The organism is Pseudomonas sp. BCA17 (assembly GCF_004519405.1).
GTDB lineage: Bacteria > Pseudomonadota > Gammaproteobacteria > Pseudomonadales > Pseudomonadaceae > Aquipseudomonas.
In genome coordinates, this window is sequence record NZ_SGWI01000007.1 from 287,714 (window position 1) to 311,979 (window position 24,266).

At 61.1% G+C, this 24,266-nt stretch carries 22 protein-coding genes and 2 pseudogenes; 12 read left to right on the forward strand and 12 right to left on the reverse strand.

Annotated features, from left to right (window positions below; translation table 11 throughout):
- Positions 1–9: 9 nt before the first annotated feature.
- The 12 genes and pseudogenes from hutI (at position 10) to EXW71_RS24070 (ending at position 14,137) form a co-directional block, all read left to right on the forward strand.
- Complete coding sequence (hutI, locus tag EXW71_RS24015; RefSeq protein WP_134660426.1) at positions 10–1,215, forward strand: imidazolonepropionase; 1,206 nt, start codon at positions 10–12, stop codon at positions 1,213–1,215.
- 11 nt (positions 1,216–1,226) lie between these two features.
- Positions 1,227–2,027 (forward strand): N-formylglutamate deformylase, encoded by an 801-nt coding sequence (hutG, locus tag EXW71_RS24020; protein WP_134660427.1) that lies wholly within the window; start codon positions 1,227–1,229, stop codon positions 2,025–2,027.
- Between the two features lie 216 nt (positions 2,028–2,243).
- Positions 2,244–3,191 carry a choline ABC transporter substrate-binding protein gene (locus EXW71_RS24025; RefSeq protein WP_134660428.1) on the forward strand — a complete coding sequence of 316 codons (948 nt, stop codon included), beginning with the start codon at positions 2,244–2,246 and terminating at the stop codon, positions 3,189–3,191.
- Positions 3,192–3,260: 69 nt separating this feature from the next.
- Positions 3,261–4,190 (forward strand): alpha/beta hydrolase, encoded by a 930-nt coding sequence (locus EXW71_RS24030; protein ID WP_134660429.1) that lies wholly within the window; start codon positions 3,261–3,263, stop codon positions 4,188–4,190.
- A 103-nt stretch (positions 4,191–4,293) separates the two neighbouring features.
- Complete coding sequence (gene pip / locus EXW71_RS24035; RefSeq protein ID WP_123716247.1) at positions 4,294–5,265, forward strand: prolyl aminopeptidase; 972 nt, start codon at positions 4,294–4,296, stop codon at positions 5,263–5,265.
- Complete coding sequence (dtd, locus tag EXW71_RS24040; RefSeq protein ID WP_134660430.1) at positions 5,262–5,699, forward strand: D-aminoacyl-tRNA deacylase; 438 nt, start codon at positions 5,262–5,264, stop codon at positions 5,697–5,699. Before pip ends, dtd begins: the two co-directional genes overlap by 4 nt.
- Before the next feature lie 266 nt (positions 5,700–5,965).
- Positions 5,966–7,711, forward strand: a complete 1,746-nt coding sequence (locus EXW71_RS24045; RefSeq protein WP_134660431.1) for a glucan biosynthesis protein G — start codon at positions 5,966–5,968, stop codon at positions 7,709–7,711.
- Positions 7,704–10,312: pseudogene (mdoH, locus tag EXW71_RS24050) on the forward strand (glucans biosynthesis glucosyltransferase MdoH). The gene EXW71_RS24045 and the pseudogene mdoH overlap by 8 nt, the downstream one beginning before the upstream one ends.
- A gap of 148 nt (positions 10,313–10,460) precedes the next feature.
- Positions 10,461–11,261 (forward strand): transporter substrate-binding domain-containing protein, encoded by an 801-nt coding sequence (locus tag EXW71_RS24055; protein WP_123716244.1) that lies wholly within the window; start codon positions 10,461–10,463, stop codon positions 11,259–11,261.
- Between the two features lie 218 nt (positions 11,262–11,479).
- Positions 11,480–12,277 carry a transporter substrate-binding domain-containing protein gene (locus EXW71_RS24060; protein WP_134660432.1) on the forward strand — a complete coding sequence of 266 codons (798 nt, stop codon included), beginning with the start codon at positions 11,480–11,482 and terminating at the stop codon, positions 12,275–12,277.
- A 173-nt stretch (positions 12,278–12,450) separates the two neighbouring features.
- The gene (locus EXW71_RS24065) at positions 12,451–13,410 is read left to right on the forward strand and encodes an amino acid ABC transporter permease (protein WP_134660433.1); all 960 of its coding nucleotides are present in this window, start codon (positions 12,451–12,453) and stop codon (positions 13,408–13,410) included.
- Entirely contained in the window at positions 13,403–14,137 is a 735-nt protein-coding gene (locus EXW71_RS24070; RefSeq protein WP_134660434.1) for an amino acid ABC transporter ATP-binding protein, read from the forward strand. Before EXW71_RS24065 ends, EXW71_RS24070 begins: the two co-directional genes overlap by 8 nt.
- 3 nt (positions 14,138–14,140) lie before the next feature.
- On the opposite strand, the gene EXW71_RS24075 is transcribed toward EXW71_RS24070, so the two are convergent.
- From EXW71_RS24075 to ubiE, 12 genes and pseudogenes are all read right to left on the reverse strand, one after another.
- Positions 14,141–16,048 carry a methyl-accepting chemotaxis protein gene (locus EXW71_RS24075; protein WP_134660435.1) on the reverse strand — a complete coding sequence of 636 codons (1,908 nt, stop codon included), beginning with the start codon at positions 16,046–16,048 and terminating at the stop codon, positions 14,141–14,143.
- 128 nt (positions 16,049–16,176) lie between these two features.
- The gene (locus EXW71_RS29490) at positions 16,177–17,049 is read right to left on the reverse strand and encodes a methyl-accepting chemotaxis protein (RefSeq protein WP_372241344.1); all 873 of its coding nucleotides are present in this window, start codon (positions 17,047–17,049) and stop codon (positions 16,177–16,179) included.
- Positions 17,035–18,093 (reverse strand): annotated as a pseudogene (locus tag EXW71_RS29495) (methyl-accepting chemotaxis protein); the annotation flags it as partial. The gene EXW71_RS29490 and the pseudogene EXW71_RS29495, both read right to left, overlap by 15 nt.
- Before the next feature lie 167 nt (positions 18,094–18,260).
- On the reverse strand, positions 18,261–18,968 hold the full coding sequence (locus EXW71_RS24085) for a 16S rRNA (uracil(1498)-N(3))-methyltransferase (protein ID WP_123716238.1): 708 nt from the start codon (positions 18,966–18,968) through the stop codon (positions 18,261–18,263).
- Positions 18,965–19,756, reverse strand: a complete 792-nt coding sequence (gene tatC, locus EXW71_RS24090) for a twin-arginine translocase subunit TatC (RefSeq protein ID WP_123716237.1) — start codon at positions 19,754–19,756, stop codon at positions 18,965–18,967. The genes EXW71_RS24085 and tatC overlap by 4 nt, the downstream gene beginning before the upstream one ends.
- Positions 19,753–20,154, reverse strand: coding sequence for a Sec-independent protein translocase protein TatB (gene tatB, locus EXW71_RS24095; protein ID WP_123716236.1), 402 nt, complete (start codon positions 20,152–20,154; stop codon positions 19,753–19,755). The genes tatC and tatB overlap by 4 nt, the downstream gene beginning before the upstream one ends.
- 10 nt (positions 20,155–20,164) lie before the next feature.
- Entirely contained in the window at positions 20,165–20,443 is a 279-nt protein-coding gene (locus EXW71_RS24100; protein WP_012721795.1) for a twin-arginine translocase TatA/TatE family subunit, read from the reverse strand.
- A gap of 25 nt (positions 20,444–20,468) precedes the next feature.
- The gene (locus EXW71_RS24105; RefSeq protein WP_053253935.1) at positions 20,469–20,801 is read right to left on the reverse strand and encodes a phosphoribosyl-ATP diphosphatase; all 333 of its coding nucleotides are present in this window, start codon (positions 20,799–20,801) and stop codon (positions 20,469–20,471) included.
- A gap of 2 nt (positions 20,802–20,803) precedes the next feature.
- On the reverse strand, positions 20,804–21,196 hold the full coding sequence (gene hisI / locus EXW71_RS24110) for a phosphoribosyl-AMP cyclohydrolase (RefSeq protein WP_012721796.1): 393 nt from the start codon (positions 21,194–21,196) through the stop codon (positions 20,804–20,806).
- Positions 21,197–21,237: 41 nt separating this feature from the next.
- Positions 21,238–22,842 carry a ubiquinone biosynthesis regulatory protein kinase UbiB gene (gene ubiB / locus EXW71_RS24115; RefSeq protein ID WP_123716234.1) on the reverse strand — a complete coding sequence of 535 codons (1,605 nt, stop codon included), beginning with the start codon at positions 22,840–22,842 and terminating at the stop codon, positions 21,238–21,240.
- A complete protein-coding gene (locus EXW71_RS24120) occupies positions 22,839–23,462 on the reverse strand; it encodes an SCP2 domain-containing protein (RefSeq protein WP_134660437.1) in 624 nt (207 codons plus the stop codon). Before EXW71_RS24120 ends, ubiB begins: the two co-directional genes overlap by 4 nt.
- Positions 23,462–24,232: a bifunctional demethylmenaquinone methyltransferase/2-methoxy-6-polyprenyl-1,4-benzoquinol methylase UbiE gene (ubiE, locus tag EXW71_RS24125; protein ID WP_025858682.1), complete on the reverse strand. Its 771-nt coding sequence runs from the start codon at positions 24,230–24,232 to the stop codon at positions 23,462–23,464. Before ubiE ends, EXW71_RS24120 begins: the two co-directional genes overlap by 1 nt.
- Positions 24,233–24,266: the final 34 nt, after the last annotated feature.

Here is a 24,266-nt window from a genome sequence, read left to right on the forward strand (position 1 = left end):
GAGGCGTTGATGAAAACGCTTTGGCAACACTGCCACGTCGCAACCATGGCTCACGGCAAATACTCGATCATCGAGGATGCCGCCATGGTGACTGCCGGTTCGCTCATCGAGTGGATCGGCCCCCGCAGCCAGGTGCCGACCGCGGATTACGCTCAGGTGCATGACCTGCAAGGCGCGTGGGTTACCCCCGGGCTGATCGACTGCCACACCCATACGGTGTTCGGCGGTAACCGTAGCGGTGAATTCGAGCAGCGCCTGGAAGGCGTGAGCTACGCCGAGATCGCGGCCAAGGGTGGCGGTATTGCCAGCACCGTGCGTGCCACCCGCGCCGCCAGCGAGGACGAGCTGTTTGCCAGTGCCCATAAGCGCCTGCGCAGTTTGCTGCGCGACGGGGTGACCACGGTAGAGATCAAGTCCGGCTACGGCCTGGACCTGGTCAACGAACGCAAAATGCTGCGCGTGGCCCGTCGCCTCGGTGAAGCGCTGCCGGTCAGCGTACGGGCGACCTGCTTGGCCGCCCATGCATTGCCGCCTGAGTACAAGGACCGCGCCGACGACTACATCGAGCACATCTGCGCCGAGATGCTGCCGGCCCTGGCAGCGGAAGGGCTGGTGGACGCGGTGGATGCGTTTTGCGAATACCTGGCGTTCTCTACCGAGCAGGTGGAGCGCGTGTTCAAGGTCGCCCGGCAACTCGGCCTGCCGGTGAAACTGCACGCCGAGCAGCTCTCGTCGCTGCACGGCTCCACCCTGGCGGCGCGTTACCAAGCGCTGTCGGCGGATCACCTGGAATTCATGACCGAAGAAGACGCCATCGCCATGGCTGCTTCCGGCACCGTCGCAGTACTGTTGCCGGGCGCCTTCTACTTCCTGCGCGAAACCCAACTGCCGCCGATGGATGCTCTGCGCAAGCACGGCGTGAAGATCGCTATCGCCAGTGACCTCAACCCCGGCACCTCGCCGGCGCTGTCGGTGCGCCTGATGCTGAACATGGCTTGCACGCTGTTCCGCATGACCCCGGAAGAAGCCCTGGCCGGCGCCACGCAACATGCCGCCACCGCCCTGGGCATGGGCGACACCCATGGTTCGCTGGAAGTGGGCAAGGTTGCGGACTTCGTCGCCTGGCAAATCGATCGCCCCGCCGACCTGGCCTACTGGCTGGGCGGGGAGCTGGATAAACGCGTTGTGCGCCACGGCGTCGACGTCACCGTTTGAGGAGTGTTGTTGTGGATAAGGTTCTGACATTCAAACAAGGCCGTGTGCCGCTGTTGATCAGCATGCCCCACGCCGGTGTGCGCCTGACGCCGGCCGTCGAGGCCGGCTTGATTGCCGAAGCGCAAAGCCTGCCGGACACCGATTGGCATATCCCCACGTTGTATGACTTTGCCGAAGAGCTGGGTGCCAGCACCCTGTCGGCTGAGTACTCGCGGTTTGTGATCGACCTTAACCGCCCGTCCGATGACAAGCCGCTCTATGCCGGTGCAACGACCGGCCTCTACCCGGCGACATTGTTCGACGGCGTGCCGTTGTTCCGAGAAGGGTTCGAACCTGGCGAGGCCGAACGGGCCAGTTACCTGCAAAAGGTCTGGGGGCCGTATCACCGCACGCTCCAGGAAGAGCTGGCACGGCTCAAGGCTGAGTTCGGCTATGCCTTGCTGTTCGATGCGCACTCGATCCGTTCGGTCATCCCGCACCTGTTTGACGGAAAGCTGCCGGACTTCAACCTCGGCACCTTTAACGGGGCCGCTTGCGACCCTGAGCTGGCCGCTCAACTTGAGGCTATCTGCGCCAGGCATCCGCAATACACCCACGTACTGAACGGTCGCTTCAAGGGCGGACACATCACCCGGCACTACGGCAACCCGGCTCAGGACATCCATGCCGTACAGCTGGAGTTGTGCCAGAGCACTTATATGGAAGAGTTCGAGCCATTCCGTTATCGCGCGGATTTGGCTGAGCCGACACGCGTGGTGTTGAAGCAGTTGCTGGAAGGTTTCTTGTCCTGGGGCCAAGCGCACTACCGATGATTCGGGGCTGAACCAGCGCCTTTCCCATATCTGGATCTGTGAGCATGGCCGTCATGTGGGAGAGGCGCTTGCTCCCGACGACGGCCTTGCAGTCGCTCCAGTGCAACTGCCGGTCGCTGCAGTTCGTGTTAACAGCATTCTTGCTCGGTAAGGTTGTGGATACGGCGCGTCAGACGCCACTTCCCACAATAAAAGCTGCCGAGTGAGACTTCTTCCATGAAAAGACTGTTCAACCGCTTTTTATTGACCCTCACCGGTGCCGCCCTGCTCAGCGCACAGGCGGTGGCTGCAGAACCGGCGTCCTGCAAAACCGTGCGCATGGGAGTGGTCAGCTGGACCGACGTGATCGCCACTTCCGGTATGGCCGACGTACTGCTCAACGGCCTGGGCTATGACAGCAAGCAGACCACCGCCGTGCAGCAGATCATCTTTGCGGGGATTCGCGACAAGCGCCTGGATATCTTCCTGGGGTACTGGAAGCCGGCGATGGACAATAACATCGCGCCGTTCCTGGCGGCCAAGCAGCTCAAGGTCTTCGACAAGCCCAGCCTGGCCGATGCCCAGGCCACCCTGGCGGTGCCGCAATACGTTGCGGATGCGGGCCTGAAGACCTTCGCCGATATCGCCCGTTTCAAGGACAAGCTGGGCGGCAAGATCTACGGCATCGAGCCCGGCAGCGGGGCCAACACCGATATCCAGAAAATGATCGACACCGACCACTTCGGCCTCGGCGGTTTCAAGCTGGTCGCGTCGGGTGAGGCCGGCATGCTGGCGGCGGTGCAGCGCGCGGTGAATCGCAAGGAGTTCGTGGTGTTTGTCGGTTGGACCCCGCACCCGATGAACATCAATATGAAAATGACCTACCTCACCGGCAGCGAAGATGTGTTTGGCCCTGACGAAGGCCGTGCCACCGTCTCCACCGTCACGGCGCCGGACTTCGCCGAGCGCTGTCCCAACGCCAACCGGTTGCTGGAAAACCTGACCTTCACCGCCGCCCAGGAAAGCCAATTGATGGTGCCGATCATGGAGCGCCAGGCGCCCCAGGATGTTGCCAGGCAGTGGTTGCGCGATCACCCCGAGGATCTGCAGCGCTGGCTGGTCGGCGTTACGGCGTTCGATGGCTCCGATGGCGCAGCGGCAGTGCAGGCCAGCCTCAAACCTTAAGCGACATGAAGATCCAAATGTGGAAGGTGCCTCCTTTCACACTTGATCCATCATCAGGGATGTTCGCCCATGTACCCGATTTCTCCCCAGCTTGCAGCGTTTGTCGCCAAGACCGAGTCCTTCACCAGCAACGACGCTTCCCTGGCGGGCCTGCGCCAGCACTACGAGCGCATGTGCCAGGCATTCACCCCGCCGAAACCAGAAGGTTTGCACATCGACGACTTCACCCTGGCCGGGGTTCGTGTGCGCAGCTATTTGCCGGCCGCGCCCACTCCCGCTGAGGGTTGGCCATGCCTTCTTTATATACACGGCGGCGGCTGGGTGGTCGGTGGGTTAGATTCCCATGATTTTATCTGCTTCGAACTGGCCAGTGCGCTGCAGGTGCTGGTCATCGCCGTCGACTACCGCCTGGCGCCGGAGCATCCGTTCCCGGCCGCTTATGACGATTGCCGCGACGTGTGGCAGGCCATCCAGGCAGGGCAGGGGCCGCACTCCATCAACCTGCAACGCAGGGTGGTGATCGGCGACAGTGCCGGCGGTAACCTGGCGGCGGCGTTATGCCTGGGTCTGCGGGATGATGGCCATGCGCTGCCCAAGGCTCAGGTGCTGATTTACCCCGGTTTGGGTGGCCCGGCCGATTTGCCGTCACGCCGTGATTGCATGGACGCGCCGCTGCTCAGCACCGATGACACCGAGTATTACTCGGCGCTGTACCTGCAAGGTGCAGGCAAGCCATCGGCCTATGCCATGCCGCTGTTGGCCGGGGATTTGCGTGGTTTGCCCAGCGCCCTGGTCGCCGTTGCCCAATTCGACCCACTGCGCGACGACGGCATGCTGTATGCCGAGCGCTTGCAGGCGGCGGGTGTCAACGCCGTGCTGTACCCAGGCAAAGGTTTGATCCATGGCTGTTTGCGCGCACGCGGCCATGTGCCGGAGGTGGATCGACTGTATGACTATCTGCTGCAATTCCTGAGGAGCGAAGTGCTGACACAGGTCTAAGTGCTCAAGGACATGCTCATTGCACAATTCGGGTTTATGATGCCAGACGGCAGAATAATAGACGTCCCCCCAGGGATGGACCCGACACCCTACGGAGCGCGCAATGCAGACTTGGTACCCGCAGATCAAACCCTACGCCCGGCACGATCTGGCCGTCGATGACATCCACACCCTGTACGTCGATGAGAGTGGCTCCCCCGAAGGCTTGCCCGTGATCTTCATCCATGGTGGACCCGGCGCCGGCTGCGACGCCAACAGCCGCTGCTACTTTGACCCGAACCTGTACCGCATCGTCACCTTCGACCAGCGCGGTTGCGGGCGCTCCACCCCTCGCGCCAACCTGGAAAACAACACCACCTGGGACCTGGTCGCCGACATGGAGCGCATCCGCGAACACCTGGGCATCGATAAATGGGTACTGTTCGGTGGCTCCTGGGGTTCGACCCTGGCGCTGGCCTACGCGCAAACCCACCCGGAGCGCGTGCATGGCCTGATCGTGCGCGGCATCTTCCTGGCTCGCCCCAAGGACATCCACTGGTTCTACCAGGAGGGCGCCAGCCGCATGTTCCCGGATTACTGGCAGGATTACCTTGCGCCTATCCCTCAGGATGAGCGCCATGATCTGCTCGGCGCCTACCACAAGCGCCTGACCGGCAATGACCAGATCGCCCAGATGCACGCGGCCAAGGCATGGTCGACCTGGGAAGGACGCATGCTGGGCCTGTGCCCGAATCCGGCGCAGGTGGAGCGTTTTGCCGAACCGCAGCGTGCGCTGTCCATCGCCCGCATCGAATGCCATTACTTCACTAACAATTCCTTCCTTGAGCCCAACCAGCTGATTCGCGATATGCACAAGATCGCTCATCTGCCTGGCGTAATCATCCATGGCCGCTACGATATGATTTGCCCGTTGGATAACGCCTGGGAGCTGCATCAGGCGTGGCCCAACAGTGAGCTGCAAGTGATTCGCGAAGCGGGGCATGCCGCGTCCGAACCAGGCATCACTGATGCGCTGGTGCGTGCAACCGGCGAAATGGCTCGCAGCCTGCTTGATTTGCCGCCTGAAGAAGCATGAAAGGCTTGTTGCAACGAGTGCGTGGCGCCAGGGTCGAGGTGGCGGGCGAGATCGTGGGGGCGATCGACCAGGGTTTGCTGGTGCTGGTAGCCGTCGAACCCGAAGATACGCCCGAGAGCGCCGACAAACTTTTGCAAAAGCTGCTCAAGTATCGGGTGTTCAGCGACGATGAGGGCAAGATGAACTTGTCTTTGAAGGATATCGACGGTGGTTTGTTGCTGGTATCCCAGTTCACGCTGGCGGCGGATACCAGGAGCGGGCTACGGCCGAGCTTCTCCACGGCGGCCCCTCCGGCCCTGGGAGCGGCGCTTTTTGAACACTTGCTGTTACAAGCGCAACAATTGCATGGCAAGGTGGCGTCAGGGCGTTTTGGCGCTGATATGCAGGTGCATCTGGTCAATGATGGCCCTGTGACCTTCCTCTTACAGACATGAATGTATTAAAAACGACTTTAATGCCTAAAAACGCAGGGTTTCGCTACAAATACTTCGTTGTCCCTGATGCGTTGTGTCGCGGCCTACTAGATAATCGCGCGCTACGGGGATCAGCGTTGTTTGGTCCATTTTTGACTTAGGTAGAGACTTGTCCGATAGCCTTTGGGGAATCATTTTGACCCAGGGGAGTCGGAACAATGCTCGCCAACCTGGCATATAGATAGCTGGCCGTTGGTTTTTTGATCTGTTTTCGGCGAGGGTTGCTCGTGATTGTTAGTCCCTGTAATGCACCAAAATTGTCTGCCAAACGGTTACGAAACGCACTGGTGACGGGCTCCGCCCTGTTTTGCCTGTTCGGCGCGGGTCAACTGTGGGCATTCAGTCTGGATGATGTGTCGGCCAAGGCAAAAGAGCTGGCTGGGCAGAAATACGAAGCTCCGCGCAGCAATTTGCCAAACGAATTCCGCGAAATGAAATTCGCTGACTACCAAAAGATTCGTTTCCGCAACGAAAAGGCTGAATGGGCCGATCAGAACACCCCGTTCAAGCTTTCGTTCTATCACCAGGGTATGCATTTCGATACACCGGTGAAAATCAACGAAGTGACCGCCGATAGCGTCCAGGAAATCAAGTACGACCCGACTCGTTTCGATTTCGGAGACGTGAAGTTTGATCCTAAAGCCACCGAACAGCTGGGTTATGCCGGTTTCCGTGTGCTGTACCCGATCAACCAGACCGACAAGCAAGACGAAATCATGACCATGCTGGGCGCGAGCTATTTCCGTGTCGTCGGCAAGGGCCAGTCTTATGGTTTGTCCGCCCGCGGCATGGCGATCGACACCGCCTTGCCGTCCGGCGAAGAATTCCCGCGCTTCACCGAGTTCTGGATCGAACGTCCGAAACCGGGTGAAAAACAGCTGGTGATCTTCGCCTTGCTGGACTCTCCACGGGCCACCGGCGCCTATCGCCTGACCCTGCGTCCGGGCACCGACACCATTGTCGACGTCAAATCCCAGATGTACCTGCGTGACAAGGTCAGCAAGCTGGGCGTTGCCCCTCTGACCAGCATGTACCTGTTCGGCGCCAACCAGCCGTCCAAGGTGCTCAACTATCGTCGTGAGCTGCACGACTCCAGCGGCCTGTCGATCCACGCCGGTAACGGCGAGTGGATCTGGCGCCCGCTGAACAACCCTAAACACCTGTCGGTCAGCAACTTTGCCGTGGAAAACCCGCGTGGTTTCGGCTTGCTGCAACGCGGTCGCGATTTCAGCCACTACGAAGACCTGGACGACAACTACGACAAGCGCCCAAGCGCCTGGATCGAGCCTGAAGGCGACTGGGGCAAGGGCTCCGTCGACCTGGTAGAGATTCCGACCGCGGACGAAACCAACGACAACATCGTTGCCTTCTGGAGCCCGGCCGAGTTGCCGAAAGTCGGTGAGCCGCTGGACGTCAGCTACCGCCTGCACTGGACCATGGACGAAAAGGACCTGCACCCGGCCGACAGCGCCTGGGTCAAGCAGACCCTGCGCTCCACCGGCGATGTGAAGCAGTCCAACCTGATCCGTCAACCTGACGGCAGCGTGGCTTACCTGGTGGACTTCGAGGGTCCATCCCTCAAGGCTCTGCCGCCGGATGCCCCAGTGCGCAGCCAGGTGAGTGTTGGCGAGAACGCCGAGATCGTTGAAAACAGCGTGCGTTACAACGAGCACACCAAAGGCTGGCGCTTGACCCTGCGTATGAAGATCAAGGACGCCGGCAAGCCGACCGAGATGCGTGCGGCGCTGGTTCAGGACATCGTGAAGCCGGAGCCTGAGAAGGTTTCGACCCAGGTGCTGAAGGCTGACAAAGTGCTGGCGAAACAGCATGAAAAACAGGCCAAGAAAGACGCCAAAGAAGCGAAGGACAAGGAAGCCAAGCAGCCAGATGCTGCCCCAGCCACCCCGGAGCCGGCCAAGACAGAACAAGTCCTGACCGAGACCTGGAGCTACCAGTTGCCAGCCGATGAGTAATTCACAAGCCAAGCCGGAGACTCTGTCCGAGTACCTGGCACATCTGCCGATGACCGCTGAGCAGCGCGCCGAACTGGCGGGCTGCACGTCCTTCAGCGAATTGCACGAACGCCTGTCGTCCAAGGCGTTCGATGCACCGACCGACGCCGCCCAGGCGTCGGTTGGTACTCGCTTGACCCTCAGTACCGCCGAGGAGCTGCAAGACGCCGAAATGCTGGCGCTCGACGCCAGCGGCCGGGTCACCCTGAAGGCCACGCCGCCGATCCGTCGTACCAAGGTAGTGCCCGAGCCATGGCGTACCAATATCCTGGTACGTGGCTGGCGCCGGTTGACCGGTCGCACCAACCCGCCCAAGCCGCCGAAAGACGAGCGTGTATTGCCGGCCGCGCGCTGGCGTACCGTCGGTTCGATCCGTCGCTATATCCTGCTGATATTGATGCTCGGCCAGACCATCGTGGCCGGCTGGTACATGAAAGGCATCATGCCGTACCAGGGCTGGTCGCTGGTCGACTTCGACGAGATCCGCAACCAGACCCTGCTGCAAACCGCCACCCAGGTACTGCCTTACGCGCTGCAAACCAGCATCCTGATTATGTTCGGGATCTTGTTCTGTTGGGTTTCAGCGGGTTTCTGGACCGCGCTGATGGGCTTCCTGGAACTGCTTACCGGTCACGATAAATACCGGATCTCCGGTAAAAGTGCCGGTGACGAGCCGATTCCGAAGGATGCCCGCACCGCGTTGGTGATGCCGATCTGCAACGAAGACGTGCCCCGGGTATTTGCCGGCCTGCGCGCCACCTTCGAATCGGTGGCGGCCACGGGTGACCTGGACCGCTTCGATTTCTTCGTGCTCAGCGACAGCAACGATGCCGATATCTGTATCGCCGAACAGCAGGCCTGGCTGGATGTGTGCCGCGAAGCCGGTGGTTTCGGCAAGATCTTCTATCGCCGCCGCCGCCGCCGCGTCAAACGTAAAAGCGGCAACCTCGACGACTTCTGCCGTCGTTGGGGCGGTGACTACAAGTACATGGTGGTGCTCGACGCCGACAGCGTGATGAGCGGCGAATGCCTGACCAGCCTGGTGCGCCTGATGGAAGCCACGCCGGACGCGGGGATTATCCAGACCGCGCCACGTGCGTCGGGCATGGACACCCTGTATGCACGCATGCAGCAGTTCGCCACGCGTGTGTACGGCCCGTTGTTCACGGCCGGCCTGCACTTCTGGCAGCTGGGTGAATCCCATTACTGGGGCCATAACGCAATCATCCGCATGAAGCCGTTCATCGAGCACTGCGCCCTGGCGCCGTTGCCGGGCAAAGGCGCGTTCGCCGGTGCGATTCTGTCCCACGACTTCGTTGAAGCTGCGCTGATGCGCCGTGCCGGCTGGGGTGTGTGGATCGCCTACGACTTGCCGGGCAGCTACGAAGAACTGCCACCGAACCTGCTGGATGAACTCAAGCGTGACCGTCGCTGGTGCCACGGCAACCTGATGAACTTCCGCCTGTTCCTGGTCAAGGGCATGCACCCGGTACACCGCGCGGTGTTCCTCACCGGCGTGATGTCCTACCTGTCGGCACCGTTGTGGTTCTTCTTCCTGGTGTTGTCGACCGCGCTGCTGGCGGTGAATACGCTGATGGAGCCGCAGTACTTCATGGCGCCACGCCAGTTGTACCCGCTGTGGCCGCAATGGCATCCGGACAAGGCCGTGGCGCTGTTCTCCACCACCATCGTGCTGCTGTTCCTGCCTAAACTGCTGAGCATCATCCTGATCTGGGCCAAGGGCGCGAAAGAGTTCGGTGGCAAGTTCAAGGTGACATTGTCGATGCTGCTGGAGATGCTGTTCTCCATGTTGCTGGCACCGGTGCGGATGATCTTCCACACCCGTTTCGTACTGGCCGCGTTCCTCGGCTGGGCGGCGACCTGGAATTCGCCGCAACGTGACGATGACTCCACGCCATGGAGCGAGGCGGTCAAGCGCCACGGCCCGCAAACCGTGCTTGGCTTCCTGTGGGCGCTGCTGGTGGTGTGGTTGAACCCAAGCTTCCTGTGGTGGCTGATCCCGATCGTCGGCTCGCTGATGCTGTCGATCCCGGTCTCGGTGATTTCCAGTCGGGTCAAGTTGGGCCTCAAGTCCCGTGACGAGAGCCTGTTTCTGATCCCTGAGGAATACAACCCGCCGCAAGCGTTGTTGTCGACCGAGCAGTACACCCACGAAAACCGTTGGCACGCCCTGCAGGACGGGTTTGTGCGCTCGGTGGTCGACCCGCAGCAGAACGCCCTGGCCTGCGCCCTGGCGACGTCGCGCCACCGTGAGGCGGAGCCGATCGAGCACCTGCGTGCCGAGCGTGTGCGTCATGCGTTGAAAGTCGGCCCGGCCGCCCTCAACAACGCTGAACGCCTGGCCCTGCTCAGCGATCCGGTCGCCCTCGGCCGTCTGCACCAGCAGGTCTGGACTGAAGGTCATGCCGAATGGCTGGGTGCCTGGCGCGCCTCGATCAAGGCTGATCCGCACGCGCCGTTGCTGCCGCTGCAACCGCTGTCGTCCCAGGCCCAACCGGCCTGATTCAAACGCCCCCGAAGGCTCACTTCGGGGGCGCTTGAAACGCTGATCCTACAGCGTTTCGCGCCTCTTCCTTTTGGCGCTAACTCCTTGTTATTTCGAAACAAAATACCTCGATTCGAGGCGTATTGCCGTGCCTGTGGCTGGGGTAGCATCGCCCTCCAAATCTGACTCGCCATGGGGGTATTCATGTTCAAAAGGTACGGTTCAGCATGGCTGATCGGCGCGGTCGTCATGCTGTACGCAGGCTGGTTGAATGCCGGTGCCCTTGATGATGCGGTTCGGCGGGGCGTGCTGAGGGTTGGCACTACACCCACTTACATTCCCTTTGAAATGACGGATAAGCAGGGGCGCATCGTCGGCTTCGAGATTGACCTGCTGCAGGCCATGAGCCGCGCGCTGGGGGTGGAACTCGAGTTGGTCGCGGTGCCTTATACCGAGTTGCTGCCGGGCCTGATGGCAAAGCAGTTTGATCTGATCGGCAGTGGCATGACGGTGACCCAGGAGCGCAACCTGAAACTGAATTTCAGCGACTCCTTTATCGTGGTCGGCCAGACGATCCTGTTGCATCCGAGCCTGGCCGGTACGGTTTCCAGCATCGAAGACCTGGACAACGCCGAGTACCGAGTCGCTGCCACGCAAGGCACCACCGGGCTGGCGGCTGCGCAGCGCTTTCTGGGCGCGGCGCGGATAAGCAGTTTCGCGACCCCCGAACAAGGTGTGCGCCAGGTTGTAGAAGGCAAGGCCGATGCCTTTGTGCATGACGCACCCTACAACCTGATTGCAATGACCCGCGCCGAGAACAGTGCTTTGCTGGCGCTGGAGCAGCCTTTCACCTTTGAGCCACTGGCCTTCGGCCTGAAGAAAGGCGACTACGACAGCCTCAATTGGATCAACCATTTCCTCAACCAGGTGGCCCAGGATGGGACCTACGATCGCCTGCACGACAAGTGGTTCAAGGACACTGCCTGGATGGCGGAAATCGACTGAAGTCATTACCGGTTACACATAAAACCATGGTCGAGCGACCTGAGTGATGTGTCTACGGCTGCGCTTCGCTGCACGGTTGTGGGGCATTTCCGACATACGCCGATAACAATTACCCGTGAAACCTTTGTGACAGGCAACGAGTGGGTTAGGATCGCACCCCGAAATGGTGCAGCCCTTTTGCGCGCCGATCTTATAAGAACCGTTCAGGGGACTTGATGATGAAAAAGTATCTTTCGATGCTGATGCTCGGCGTCACGGCGTTGGTCGCCGCCACGGCGGCCCACGCCGGTGCCATCGATGATGCGGTCAAGCGCGGCACGCTGAAAGTCGGCATGGACCCGACTTACATGCCGTTCGAAATGACAGATAAGCGCGGTGAAATCATCGGCTTCGAAGTCGACATCCTCAAGGCGATGGCCAAGTCCATGGGCGTCAAGCTGGAGCTGGTCTCCACCGGTTATGACGGGATCATCCCGGCTTTCCTGACCGGCAAGTTCGACATGATCGGCAGCGGCATGACCCTGACCCAGGAGCGTAACCTGCGCCTGAACTTCAGCGAACCGTTCATCGTGGTCGGCCAGACCCTGCTGATTCGTAAGGACCTGGAAGGCACCATCAAGTCCTATAAAGACCTGAACGACGAGAAATTCCGCCTGACCTCCAAGCTCGGCACCACCGGTGAGATGGTCGCCAAAAAGCTGATTTCCAAGGCCAAGTACCATGGCTATGACAACGAGCAGGAAGGCGTGCTGGACGTGGTCAATGGCAAGGCCGATGCCTTCGTGTATGACGCCCCCTACAACGTGGTTGCCGAGAAAAAGGTCGGTAACGGCAAGCTGGTGTTCCTGGAAGAACCGTTCACTTTCGAGCCATTGGCATTCGGTTTGAAGAAAGGCGATTACGACAGCATCAACTACATCAATAACTTCCTGCACCAGATCCGCAACGACGGCACCTACGATCGCATCCATGACAAGTGGTTCAAGAGCTCCGAGTGGCTCAAGGACATGGAATAAGGTCGGCTGTTGCGGCGAGGGAGCTTGCTCCCGCTGGAGTGCGAAGCGCTCCGACCAGGCAATGCGGTTTATAGGCCAATTGCCGGTCGCCAGTAGTGGGGTTGCTTTGCAGCCCAGCGGGAGCAAGCTCCCGCGCCACAGAGGGGCTTGCCCCACCTTTTGGATGTTGAGTAATGAAACAGAAAAAAGCCCAATGGCCCTGGCACCTGCTGACGGTGGCCGTGTTGGTCGGCCTGGCCGGCGCCTTGTACTACGCCACTTCGCTGATGTCCTACGAGTGGCGCTGGAACCGCGTACCGCAGTACTTCGCCTACCAGGCTGAAACATCCCAACGTGCCGCCGATATTTCCACCGTGGTTGAACTGGTGCGCAAAGGCGATGTGGCTGAAGTCACCCTGCGCAACGACGCCGGCGCGGAGCAGAAGCTGACCGTGGCCGACAACAGCCTGCAAGTGGCGCGCGGCGATGACGTGGCCGAAGGCGATGTGGTGGGCGTGACCCGCCATTGGGCGTTGGGGCCGCTGATGTGGGGCTTGTGGACGACCTTGTGGTTGTCGGTGGTGTCCGGCGTTCTGGGGTTGGCGATCGGCTTGGCGACCGGCTTGTGTCGCCTCTCCAATAACCCGACTTTGCGCGATCTGTCGACCATCTACGTCGAACTGGTACGCGGCACGCCGTTGTTGGTGCAGATTTTCATTTTCTATTTTTTCATCGGCACGGTGCTCAACCTGTCCCGGGAATTTGCCGGGATTGCGGCGTTGTCACTGTTCACCGGCGCGTATGTGGCTGAAATCGTCCGTGCGGGCGTGCAGTCCATCGCCCGAGGCCAGAACGAGGCGGCGCGCTCCCTGGGTTTGAGCGCCAGCCAGTCGATGCGTCATGTGGTGTTGCCGCAAGCTTTCAAGCGCGTGTTACCGCCACTGGCCGGGCAATTTATCAGCCTGGTGAAAGACACCTCGCTGGTGTCGGTGATCGCCATCACCGAGTTGCTCAAAAGCGGCCGTGAGGTGATCACCACCTCGTTTTCGCCGTTTGAAATCCTGTTCTGTGTGGCAGGCCTGTACCTGTTGATCAACCTGCCGCTGTCGAAAATGGCCAGCCGGCTTGAGCGGAGGCTCGCGCAAAGTGATTGAAGTCCGCGATCTGGTAAAAGTCTTCGACACCCGTGGTCACGTCGTGCGCGCGGTGGACCATGTGACCACACAAGTGGCCAAGGGCGAAGTGCTGGTGGTAATCGGCCCGTCGGGCTCCGGCAAGTCAACTTTCCTGCGCTGTCTGAATGGCCTGGAAGCGTTCGATTCGGGCTCGGTGAGCATCGACGGCCTGCAACTGGCCGATCCGAAAACCGACGTGAACGCCTATCGCCGTGAAGTCGGCATGGTGTTCCAGCACTTCAACCTGTTCCCTCACATGACCGTGCTGGAAAATCTGTGCCTGGCGCAAAAAGTCGTGCGCAAGCGCGGCAAGAAAGAACGCGAGGCCAAGGCCCTGGCGCTGCTGGAAAAGGTGGGCATTGCGCAAAAGGCCAACGAGTTTCCATCACGTCTTTCCGGCGGCCAGCAGCAGCGCGTCGCGATCGCTCGCGCCTTGGCGATGGAGCCCAAGGTGATGCTGTTCGATGAGCCCACTTCGGCCCTCGACCCGGAAATGGTCGGCGAAGTACTGGACGTGATGAAGACCTTGGCCCTGGAAGGCATGACCATGGTCTGCGTCACCCACGAAATGGGTTTTGCCCGCGAAGTCGCCGACCGGGTGCTGTTCTTCGATCACGGCAAGTTGCTGGAAGACGCGTCCCCGGCCGAGTTCTTCGATGCCCCGAAAGACCCGCGGGCCCAAGCGTTTCTGCGCCAGGTCCTGTAAGCGTCATAGCCTGAATTTGCCGATCAGTGTCTGCAGATCCAGGCTGAGCCGCGTCAACTGAACACTGGCGGCCGCCGTTTCTTCGCTGGCGGCTGCCGTCTGTTCCGATACGTCCCGCACCTTCAACACGCTGCGATTGATCTCCTCGGCCACCGCGCTTTGCTGCTCGGCGGCGGCGGCAATCTGCGGATTCATTTCCTGAATGATCGATACCGTGCGCGCAATGGCCGCCAGCGCATCACCGGCATCGCGGGTCAGGCCGACGCTGGCGTCGGTCAGGTTTCGGCTGCTGTCCAGGATATCCGCCACCTGCTCGGTGCCTTTGTTCACGTCAAGGATCAGCCCTTCGATTTCTTCCGCCGATTCCTGTGTGCGTTGCGCCAGGGTGCGTACCTCATCGGCGACCACGGCAAACCCTTCACCGGCACTCCCGGCGCGCGCCGCTTCGATGGCGGCGTTCAGCGCCAGCAGGTTGGTTTGCTGGGACACGGACTTGATCACGTCCAGCACACTGCCGATCTTCTGGCTCTCCTGTTGCAGTGCGAGCATGGCGCGGCTGGACAGTGCCATTTCATTGGCCAGGTGACCAATCTGCTGCACCGCCTGCGTGACCACCTGTTCACCGGCGTTGGCCTGTTGGTCTGCTTCATGGGCGGCGGCCGACGCCCGTTCGGCATGTCGCGCGACCTCCTGGGCGGTGGCGAGCATTTCGTTCATGGCCGTGGCTACCTGGTCGGTTTCGTCTTTCTGGTGGTTGACTCCCGTACGGGTCTGCAAGGTGACGGTGGATAATTGTGCGGCGGCGCTGGCGATCTGCCGCGCGCTGTCACCGATGCTGCTGATCAGGCTGCGCAGGTTGCGCGTCATCTGCCCGATGCTCCGTTGCAATTGGCCCAGTTCATCGCGTCGCGCCACCTGGATGTCGTGGCTCAGGTCGCCGTCGGCGACACGATGGGCAGCGTTGAGGATTTCACGCAGCGGTACGGCAATCTGCCGGGCAATCCACCACGCGGCCAGCGTGCCCAATAGCAAGGCGGACACGGTGACGCTGATCAGCAGTAGACGCGTGTGGCTCGTTTCGTGATCACCCTGGGTGTTCTGGCTTTCAATCAGCAGGAGGTTTTGCTCGCGCAGCTCATTGAGTTGTTGTTCAAAGCGGTTTTGCACGGCCTCAGTGTTGAGCTGGGCGTCCTTGAGCTTGGTGAGTTGCTCGCGATAGTTGGCCAGCTCGGTTTTGAGCGGCGCCGAGTCGACAGGCAGTGTGGCGACTGCGGCCTGTGCGACTTCCAGCGCGTCGAGAGTCCTGGCGATGGCCTCGGCGTAAGCTTGCAGCGATTGTGCGGCCCATGCGGGGCTCTGGACGCGATCCTCGGCCTGCTCCAGGGCTTGGCGCAGTTGTTCGATGGTCTCGAGCGCGTTCCCGTCTTGTTGATCGGGTAATTCGCTGGCGAGTTGCGCGAGCGTCTCGCTGGCTTGCAGCGCCGTCCTTTTGAGCGAAGGGCGAATACTCTCGCGTTGCTCGATCAAGGGTGGCAGTTGCGCCAGTGCCGCCTTGAAACCAGCGACCAATCGCGTCGCGTCCTGCAAGCGCTGCAGGTCGACAGGGTCTTTCAAACGGTTTGAAAGGTTGCCCAGATGCCCATCGATCCGTTCAATCTTCATGGCCATCTTGCCCAGGCTGTCGGCGTCCGTAAGGGTGCGGTACACGATGCGGTCAGCGCGCATGGATTCTGTCTCGACGGCCAATTGCCCCAGGACCGTCAGGCTGCTGGATCGGTACAGGGCGGTATTCAAGGCTTGCCAGCCGGTAACGGCGATCAGGAAGCTGAGGACCAGCACTTGGCCGAATCCCAGGATGAGCTTGATGCGGACGCTGGCATTGACCAGCAAGTGGGTCAGCCGAGAAAACATGGTGAACCTCCAATCAGAAAAAGCGTTCCGTTAAGACGCTAAAACGATTCGAGGTGATGGCGGGCTGATAACTGCGTAGGAAGTTTCATAAATTGCGGCGGCCTTGATGGACCGCCGCGATGAAACGGTCAGACGCGGAAGCGCCCGACCAAGGTCTGCAAATAGATCCCCAGCCGCGCCAGTTCTGCGCTGGATGCGGCGGTTTCTTCGCTGGCCGACGAAGTCTGCTCGGACACGTCGCGCACATTCAACACGCTGCGGTTGATCTCTTCGGCAACGGCGCTCTGCTGCTCGGCGGCGGTGGCGATCTGCGAGTTCATCGCCTGGATGGCCGAGACTGTGCGGGTGATGCTGGCCAACGCACTGCCGGCGCGACGGGTCAGGTCGACGCTGCTGTCGGTCAGGCCACGGCTGTTGTCCAGGATGGTGGCCACATGCTGGGTGCCACTTTGCAAGCCGACGATCAACTCCTCGATCTCTTCGGTGGACTTCTGGGTACGTTGGGCCAGGCTGCGTACTTCATCGGCCACCACTGCGAAACCGCGTCCGGCTTCACCGGCGCGTGCCGCTTCAATCGCCGCGTTCAGCGCCAACAGGTTGGTTTGCTGGGCCACCGACTTGATCACATCGAGTACGCTGCCGATCTTGTCGCTTTCGCGTTTCAGATCGCCCATGGCGACTGTGGAATTGCCGACTTCGGTGGCCAGGCGCTCGATCTGGTTGATGGCTTCATTGACTACTTTGTCGCCTTCGCGGGCCTGTTGGTCAGCGGCCACGGCGGCTTCGGACGCTTCCTCGGCGTTGCGCGCCACTTCCTGCACGGTGGCAGCCATTTCGTTCATGGCGGTGGCCACCTGGTCGGTTTCGACCTTCTGGCTATTGACCCCGGCGCTGGTTTGTTCGGTCACGGCCGACAGTTGTTCGGCGGCGCTGGCGATCTGGGTGACGCCGTCGCTGATGCCGCCGATCAGTTCGCGCAGGCCCACGGTCATGCTTTGCATGGCGCGTTGCAACTGGCCCAGTTCGTCCTGGCGCATCGAGTCCAGGTTGTGGCTCAGGTCGCCAGAGGCCACGCGCTCTGCGACTTTGAGTGTCTGGTTCAATGGGATGACGATTTGGCGGGTAATGGCCAGGGCAGCGAATATGCCGAAAATCAGCGCCAGCACGGTGGCCAGCAGCAACAGCTGTTTGGCGCGCACCACGTCGGCATCACGCACCGCCGTTTGCGAGGTGGTGAGTTTTTCGCTATGGCCCAACAGGATATCGCCTTGGGCCTTCATGGTTGCCATGGCGGCCGCGCTGGCGACTTGAGCGTCGCGATACTGGCTGACGGCAGCGCGATAGGCTTGCAGCGACACGCCGGCTTCTTGCAGGTTGGCCTGGTAAGGCGCTGGTAGCTGGCCTTGCAGGTCGCTGATTTTTTTCAGGGCGTTGTCGATGGCATCCAGGGCAGGTTGTTCGGCCTCCGTCTTGCCGCTGTAGGTGTAGCCGCGAACCTGGAAGCGCGATTGCTGGATCAGTTTGCTCAACTCCACCACGCTATTGAACTGGGTGACGCTGTCACCTTGCAGCAGGGCTTTTTCGATTTCATTGATCTTGACCACCGCATTGTCGGCGGTGTCACCCAATTGGCTGCGGGCGCCTTCACGCTTGAGGCCGGCCTGGACCATGGTGGCGAAGGCGTTTTTGTATTGGTTCAGGGCCTCCAGTTGTTGCTCGACCAGCGCCTTGTCGCTGGGCTGTTCGATCAGGCCCTGGGCGGTTTTCAGGCCACTGTCCAACTGCGTGAGCAGGCCATTGACCGCATCCGTGCCTTGTTCGCCGCGACGCATTTCGAAGTCCAGGCGTGCCAACCGCAGGTCTTTGGTCAGGCTGTTCAGGCTGGAAATAAACCCCAGTTTGTCGCCACGGCTGGTCACGTCGCTCAAGCCGGTCCAGCCGGTGAAGGTGATCAACAGCGTCAGAATCAACACCAAGCCAAAGCCTACGCTCAGCTTGCGATTGACGCTCACATTCCCCAGTTTTTCGGCTAACCAACGATACATGCTGCGTTCTCCTTTGGAACAAGGCTTGGACTTATTCAAAGGCTATCGGCTGGCAGGGAGATATCTGTAGGAAAGGCTGAAGTTGTCGTGAGCGAGCTGGCCCTGACGGGCTGGCCAGGACCTGCCCCGCGCAGGGCTGGCGCTCACTGCAACATGCCGGTTCGTCGCTAGAAGAGACGGGCGAGCAGGGCGGTGACGGCAGTTTCCACGCGCAGGATGCGTGCGCCGAGTTGCACCGGTTGCAAGCCGGCCTTGGTCAGCAGGTCCACTTCGTAGGGAATCCAGCCGCCCTCGGGGCCAATGGCTAGCGTCACCGGCTCATCCAGCCCGCGTGGGCAGGCCGGGTAATCACCGGGGTGGCCGATCAGGCCCAGGGTGCCTGCGGTCATGGCCGGTAAACGGTCTTCAACGAACGGCTTGAAGCGCTTTTCGATAATGATCTCCGGCAGCACCGTATCCCGCGCCTGTTCCAGGCCCAGGATCAGCTGCTCACGGATCGCTTCAGGCTCCAGGAACGGTGTTTGCCAGAAGCTCTTCTCCACCCGGTAGCTGTTGACCAGCACCACCTTGGGCACGCCCATGGACGCTACGGTTTGCAGCACCCTACGCAACATTTTCGGGCGTGGCAGTGCCAGCAACAGGGTCAGGGGCAGTTTGGCCGGCGGTGGTTGATCGAAGCTGACTTGCAGCTCGGCCTCGCACGTTTCCAGGCGCACTAGTTGGGCGTTGCCCATCAGGCCGCCAAGGCTGCCCACTCGAAGGCTGTCGCCCACTGCAGCGCGGTGGACTTCCTGCATGTGCACCAGGCGTCGATCACGCAGAATGACCCGGTCGGCCGCGATAAAGTCGGCCTCCTCCAGCAGCAGCAGGTTCACGGCTGGGTCGCTGGCGGCTGGTCGTTGTCAACGGGCGGGTCATCCGGCTGGTCGCTGCGCTTGGTGATCAGGCTGCCGAACAGGATACCGATCTCGAACAGCATCCACATGGGCACGGCCAGCAACGTCTGGGAGAAGATGTCCGGCGGCGTGAGAATCATGCCGACCACGAAGCAGCCGATGATCACGTACGGGCGGATCTTTTTCAGGTATTTGACGTCGACCACGCCGATCCACACCAGCAGCACCACGGCCACCGGAATTTCGAAGGCCACGCCGAAGGCGAAGAACAACGTCATCACGAAATCGAGGTAGCTGGTGATGTCGGTCATCATCTCCACGCCGGCCGGAGTGGCTGCGGCGAAGAATTTGAAGATCAGCGGGAACACCAGGAAATAGGCGAACGCCATGCCGGTGTAGAACAGCAGGATGCTCGACACCAGCAGCGGCACCGCGATGCGCTTCTCATGCTTGTACAGGCCCGGTGCGATAAAGCCCCAGATCTGATGCAGGATCACCGGGATCGCCAGGAACAGCGACACCATCATGGTCAGCTTCAGCGGCGTGAGGAACGGCGACGACACATCGGTGGCGATCATCGTTGCACCGGCCGGCAGGTACTGGCGCAGAGGCGTCGAGACAAACGTGTAGATTTGCTGGGTAAAGGCGAACAACCCGGCAAAGATGATGAAGATGGCCGCTACGCAACGCAGCAGGCGGGTACGCAACTCGGTGAGGTGCGAGACCAGCGGCATGTGCTGGTCGTTTTCCGGTTTATCAGCGCTCATGGGGCTCGCGGCGGCAATGTAGGGTCATGGGGCGCGGGCGACGCAACGGGCGTCGGCGCAGGCTCGGTGGGCGCAGCGGGCGTGGTTTCTGCAACGGGGGCCGGTGCAATGCTGTGTTCGGCCACAGGCTCGACCGGCTTGGCCGGCTCCTGTACCGGCGACAGAATCTTCCGGGCTTCCTGTTCCAACGACATTATGTGTTCGTTGTGCAGTTGGCGGCGGATCTCATCGGCACCGATTTCCCGTTCAACTTCCTGTTTGATGGCATTGAAACTGCGTTTCAGGCGCCCGATCCACAGGCCGGCCGTGCGCGCGGCACCGGGCAGGCGTTCCGGCCCCAACACCAGCAAGGCCACGAGGCCGACGAGTAACAGTTCAGAGAAGCTGATACCAAACATTAGTCAGTGCTCACGAGTCTTTGCGGGTCGGCTCTTCGACTTTTTCAGCCTGCACGTCGAAGGTCCGACGCTCGGTGATCGGCTGGGTGGCCTGCGGGTGTACCGGTTGGGCCGGCGGCACCGGATTGACGACCGGGTCGGCTGGTTTTTCGTCGTCGTTCATGGCTTTGCGAAAGCCCTTGATCGACTCGCCCACGTCGGTCCCCAGGTTCTTGAGTTTCTTGGTGCCGAATACCAGTACCACCACCACCAGAATGACGATCCAGTGTTTCCAGTCAAAAATGCCCATGCTGCAATTCCTCTGTAGAAGTTATTCAGGCGGACGGGCGCGAGGCCTTTTCGACGTGCCCGGACAAGCCGAAGCGACGGTCCAGTTCGTCCAGTACGGCCTGTGGATGCTGCCCCAATTGGGCGAGCATGACCAGGCTATGGAACCATAGGTCGGCGGTTTCGTAGATGACATCGCTGCAGTCGCCGCTGATTTGCGCGTCCTTGGCGGCGATGATGGTCTCGATGGATTCTTCGCCGAGTTTCTCCAGGATCTTGTTCAGGCCCTTGTGGTACAGGCTGGCGACGTAGGAGCTGTCGGCATCCGCGCCTTTGCGGTCTTCCAGCACCTGGGCCACACGGTTCAGGGTATCGCTCATGTTCAGTGTCCTGCCGAGTAGATGGCGTGCGGGTCTTTGAGCACCGGCTCCACAACTTTCCATTCGCCGTTCTCGAACACGCGATAGAAGCAGCTGTGACGGCCGGTGTGGCAGGCGATGTCGCCGATCTGCTCGACCTTGAGGATCACCACGTCGGCGTCGCAGTCGATGCGCATCTCGTGCAGGGTCTGCACGTGCCCGGACTCTTCGCCCTTGCGCCACAGTTTGCCACGCGAGCGTGACCAGTAGATGGCGCGCTGCTCAGTGGCAGTGAGGCTCAGGGCCTCGCGGTTCATCCAGGCCATCATCAGTACGCGCCCGGTCTTGTAGTCCTGGGCAATGGCCGGCACCAGGCCGTCACTGTCCCACTTGATCTCGTCCAGCCAGTCTTTCATGTTCGGCTCCGGCAATTTGCGACAGTGTATAACCGGATTGGCTATCGACGCACGATCAGATAAACGCCCACGGCGACCATGATACCGGCCGGCCAGTGGCCCAGCTGGTTCAGCGGGCCACCAATGGCCAACATCACCCCGCCGACCAGGTGCGCGGCGCCCAGCAGGCGCAGGAACCAGTCGTCCTTGCGCTTCTGCCAGGGCGGCGCCGGGTCCTTGGCGTGGGGCTGGGACATGCGCTCGAGCAGGTCGCGAGTCATGTTGGCCAGGTGGGGCAGTTGCTCGAACTGGCTGTGCAGATTGCCGATCAGGGTCTTCGGGCTGACCCGCTCGCGCATCCAGCGTTCGAGGAACGGTTGTGCGGTGTTCCACAGGTCGAGGTCCGGGTACAGCTGGCGACCCAGGCCTTCGATGTTCAGCAAGGTTTTCTGCAGCAGCACCAACTGCGGCTGCACTTCCATATTGAAGCGCCGCGCGGTCTGGAACAGGCGCATCAGCACCTGGCCGAAGGAAATATCTTTTAACGGTTTTTCAAAGATCGGCTCGCAGACGGTGCGGATCGCCGCTTCGAATTCGTTGAGCTTGGTTTCCGCCGGCACCCAGCCCGAATCGATGTGCAACTGTGCCACGCGGCGGTAGTCGCGCTTGAAGAAGGCAAACAGGTTGCGTGCCAGATAATCCTGGTCTTCCGGAGTCAGGCTACCGACGATGCCGCAGTCGATCGCAATGTACTGCGGGCTCCACGGGTTCACGGTGCTGACGAAGATGTTGCCCGGGTGCATGTCGGCGTGAAAGAAGCTGTCGCGGAACACCTGGGTGAAGAAGATCTCCACGCCACGTTCGGCGAGCATCTTCATATCGGTACGCTGGTCAGCCAGGGTCGCGAGGTCGGTGACCTGCACGCCATAGATGCGCTCCATCACCAGCACTTTGGGGCGGCACCAGTCCCAATACACTTGCGGCACGTACAGCAGCGGCGAGCCTTCGAAGTTGCGCTTGAGCTGGCTGGCATTCGCCGCTTCGCGCAACAGGTCGAGTTCGTCGTAGATGGTTTTTTCGTAATCGGCGACCACGTCCACCGGGTGCAGCAGGCGTGCGTCGGCGGAGAAGCGTTCGGCGGCGCGGGCGAGGATGAACAGCCACGCCAGGTCCTGGCCGATGATCGGCTTGAGACCGGGGCGAATCACCTTCACCACCACTTCTTCGCCGGTCTTGAGTTGTGCGGCGTGCACTTGCGCCACCGAGGCCGAAGCCAGCGGCTCGATGTCGAAGCGTCTGAACACCTCGCTGATCTTTTTGCCGAGCTGTTCTTCGATCAGCTTGACCGATTGCTGGGAGTCGAACGGTGGCACGCGGTCCTGCAGGAGCATCAGTTCGTCGGCGATGTCTTCCGGCAGCAGGTCGCGGCGGGTGGAGAGGATCTGTCCGAACTTGATGAAGATCGGCCCCAGGTCCTGCAGTGCCAGGCGCAGGCGCGCGCCACGGCTCAGTTCCAGCTGCTTGCGCGGGAACCAGCGCCATGGCAGCACATAGCGTACCGCCAGAAGAAACCACGGCAGGGGCAGGGCGAACAGCAGGTCATCGAGGCGGTAGCGGATTACGACGCGCTGGATACGAAACAAACGGCGGACGGCGAGCAGCTTCATGCGTTATCGCTTGGATCAAGGGAACGGCTCAGGCGCTCGAAGCGGGCCTCAAGGCGTTCCAGGTCGATTTTGGCCTTGTCGAGCTCACGAAAGCGCGCTTGCGCTTCCCGTTGTCCGACCAGAGTGCGCGATTCTTCGCTCAGGTATTCGGCAAGGTTCTGGTTGAGGCTGGCGAACCCTTGCTGGTACCAGCGCGAGCGGCTGCGCAGGTGCCCGCTGATCAACTGGGTGGCGACGGGGCCGATCCAGCGCGACAGCTCGTATTCCCAGTCCAGCTCCAGGTCTTGCAGCACGGCGGCCAAGTCCATCAGCACCGCGCTGTCGCCTTCCAGCTCCACTTCGGCGCTGTGCAGGATGGCGGTCTTGTTGCGGCTCAGGGCCAGGTGCAACAGGCTCGATGCCGGCGCACGCAGGGTGCAGTCAGCTTCGGCGGCCCAGTTGCCGGCGAGCATCAGGCCTTCATCGCTGGGCAGGATAAACAGCTGCAAGGCGGGGCTGCGGCAGTCGACGGCGATGATCTTGCCGTTGAGGTGAGCGAGCCGCGCCAGGGCAGTGCCGTCCAGGCGCAGCACACGGTTGATGCCGTGTTCCACGCTGGCGAGGAGACCTTTGAGCAGCATCAGGGCTTGATGCCGCGATGCAGGGCGACGATGCCCGAGGTCATGTTGTGATAGGTCACGCGGTCGAAACCGGCTTCTACCATCATCGACTTCAGGGTTTCCTGGTCAGGGTGCATGCGGATCGATTCGGCCAGGTAGCGATAGCTGTCGGCGTCATTGGTGATCAGCTTGCCCATCAACGGCATGAAGGCGAAGGAGTAGGTGTCGTAGACCTTGGACATCAGCGCATTGGTCGGTTTGGAGAACTCCAATACCAACAGGCGGCCACCGGGCTTGAGTACGCGCAGCATGGAGCGGATCGCGTCTTCTTTGTGGGTGACATTGCGCAGGCCGAAGGCGATGGTCACGCAGTCGAAATGGTTGTCCGGGAACGGCAGCTTTTCCGCGTCGGCCTGGACGAACTCGATATTGCCGGCCACGCCTTTATCCAGCAGGCGATCGCGACCGACCTTGAGCATCGAACCGTTGATGTCCGCCAGCACTACCTGGCCGGTAGGGCCGACGAGCTTGGAGAACTTGGCCGCCAGGTCGCCCGTGCCGCCGGCGATGTCCAGCACGCGGTTGCCGGTGCGCACGCCCGACAATTCGATGGTGAAGCGTTTCCACAGGCGGTGCATGCCGCCCGACAGTACGTCGTTCATCAGGTCGTACTTGGCGGCCACGGAGTGGAACACCTCAGCGACTTTTTCCGCTTTCTGGCTTTCCGGGACGTTCTTGAAGCCGAAGTGAGTGGTGGGTTCGGCATCGCTGCCTTTGCGCTGATCAGTCATATCGCTGTCACCAAGAGAGAATGCGGGACATGAT

Excerpts from the sequence above, each read along its gene's own strand:
- pip (WP_123716247.1), top strand. The coding sequence starts at position 4,294 with ATGCAGACTTGGTACCCGCAGATCAAACCCTACGCCCGGCACGATCTG.
- EXW71_RS24055 (WP_123716244.1), top strand. The coding sequence starts at position 10,461 with ATGTTCAAAAGGTACGGTTCAGCATGGCTGATCGGCGCGGTCGTCATG.
- ubiE (WP_025858682.1), bottom strand. The coding sequence starts at position 24,232 with ATGACTGATCAGCGCAAAGGCAGCGATGCCGAACCCACCACTCACTTC.
- EXW71_RS29490 (WP_372241344.1), bottom strand. The coding sequence starts at position 17,049 with ATGCAAAGCATGACCGTGGGCCTGCGCGAACTGATCGGCGGCATCAGC.
- dtd (WP_134660430.1), top strand. The coding sequence starts at position 5,262 with ATGAAAGGCTTGTTGCAACGAGTGCGTGGCGCCAGGGTCGAGGTGGCG.
- ubiB (WP_123716234.1), bottom strand. The coding sequence starts at position 22,842 with ATGAAGCTGCTCGCCGTCCGCCGTTTGTTTCGTATCCAGCGCGTCGTA.
- hisI (WP_012721796.1), bottom strand. The coding sequence starts at position 21,196 with ATGAAAGACTGGCTGGACGAGATCAAGTGGGACAGTGACGGCCTGGTG.
- hutI (WP_134660426.1), top strand. The coding sequence starts at position 10 with ATGAAAACGCTTTGGCAACACTGCCACGTCGCAACCATGGCTCACGGC.
- EXW71_RS24105 (WP_053253935.1), bottom strand. The coding sequence starts at position 20,801 with ATGAGCGATACCCTGAACCGTGTGGCCCAGGTGCTGGAAGACCGCAAA.
- EXW71_RS24025 (WP_134660428.1), top strand. The coding sequence starts at position 2,244 with ATGAAAAGACTGTTCAACCGCTTTTTATTGACCCTCACCGGTGCCGCC.
- EXW71_RS24075 (WP_134660435.1), bottom strand. The coding sequence starts at position 16,048 with ATGTTTTCTCGGCTGACCCACTTGCTGGTCAATGCCAGCGTCCGCATC.
- EXW71_RS24100 (WP_012721795.1), bottom strand. The coding sequence starts at position 20,443 with ATGGGCATTTTTGACTGGAAACACTGGATCGTCATTCTGGTGGTGGTG.
- tatB (WP_123716236.1), bottom strand. The coding sequence starts at position 20,154 with ATGTTTGGTATCAGCTTCTCTGAACTGTTACTCGTCGGCCTCGTGGCC.
- EXW71_RS24030 (WP_134660429.1), top strand. The coding sequence starts at position 3,261 with ATGTACCCGATTTCTCCCCAGCTTGCAGCGTTTGTCGCCAAGACCGAG.
- tatC (WP_123716237.1), bottom strand. The coding sequence starts at position 19,756 with ATGAGCGCTGATAAACCGGAAAACGACCAGCACATGCCGCTGGTCTCG.
- EXW71_RS24120 (WP_134660437.1), bottom strand. The coding sequence starts at position 23,462 with ATGCTGCTCAAAGGTCTCCTCGCCAGCGTGGAACACGGCATCAACCGT.
- EXW71_RS24060 (WP_134660432.1), top strand. The coding sequence starts at position 11,480 with ATGAAAAAGTATCTTTCGATGCTGATGCTCGGCGTCACGGCGTTGGTC.
- EXW71_RS24065 (WP_134660433.1), top strand. The coding sequence starts at position 12,451 with ATGAAACAGAAAAAAGCCCAATGGCCCTGGCACCTGCTGACGGTGGCC.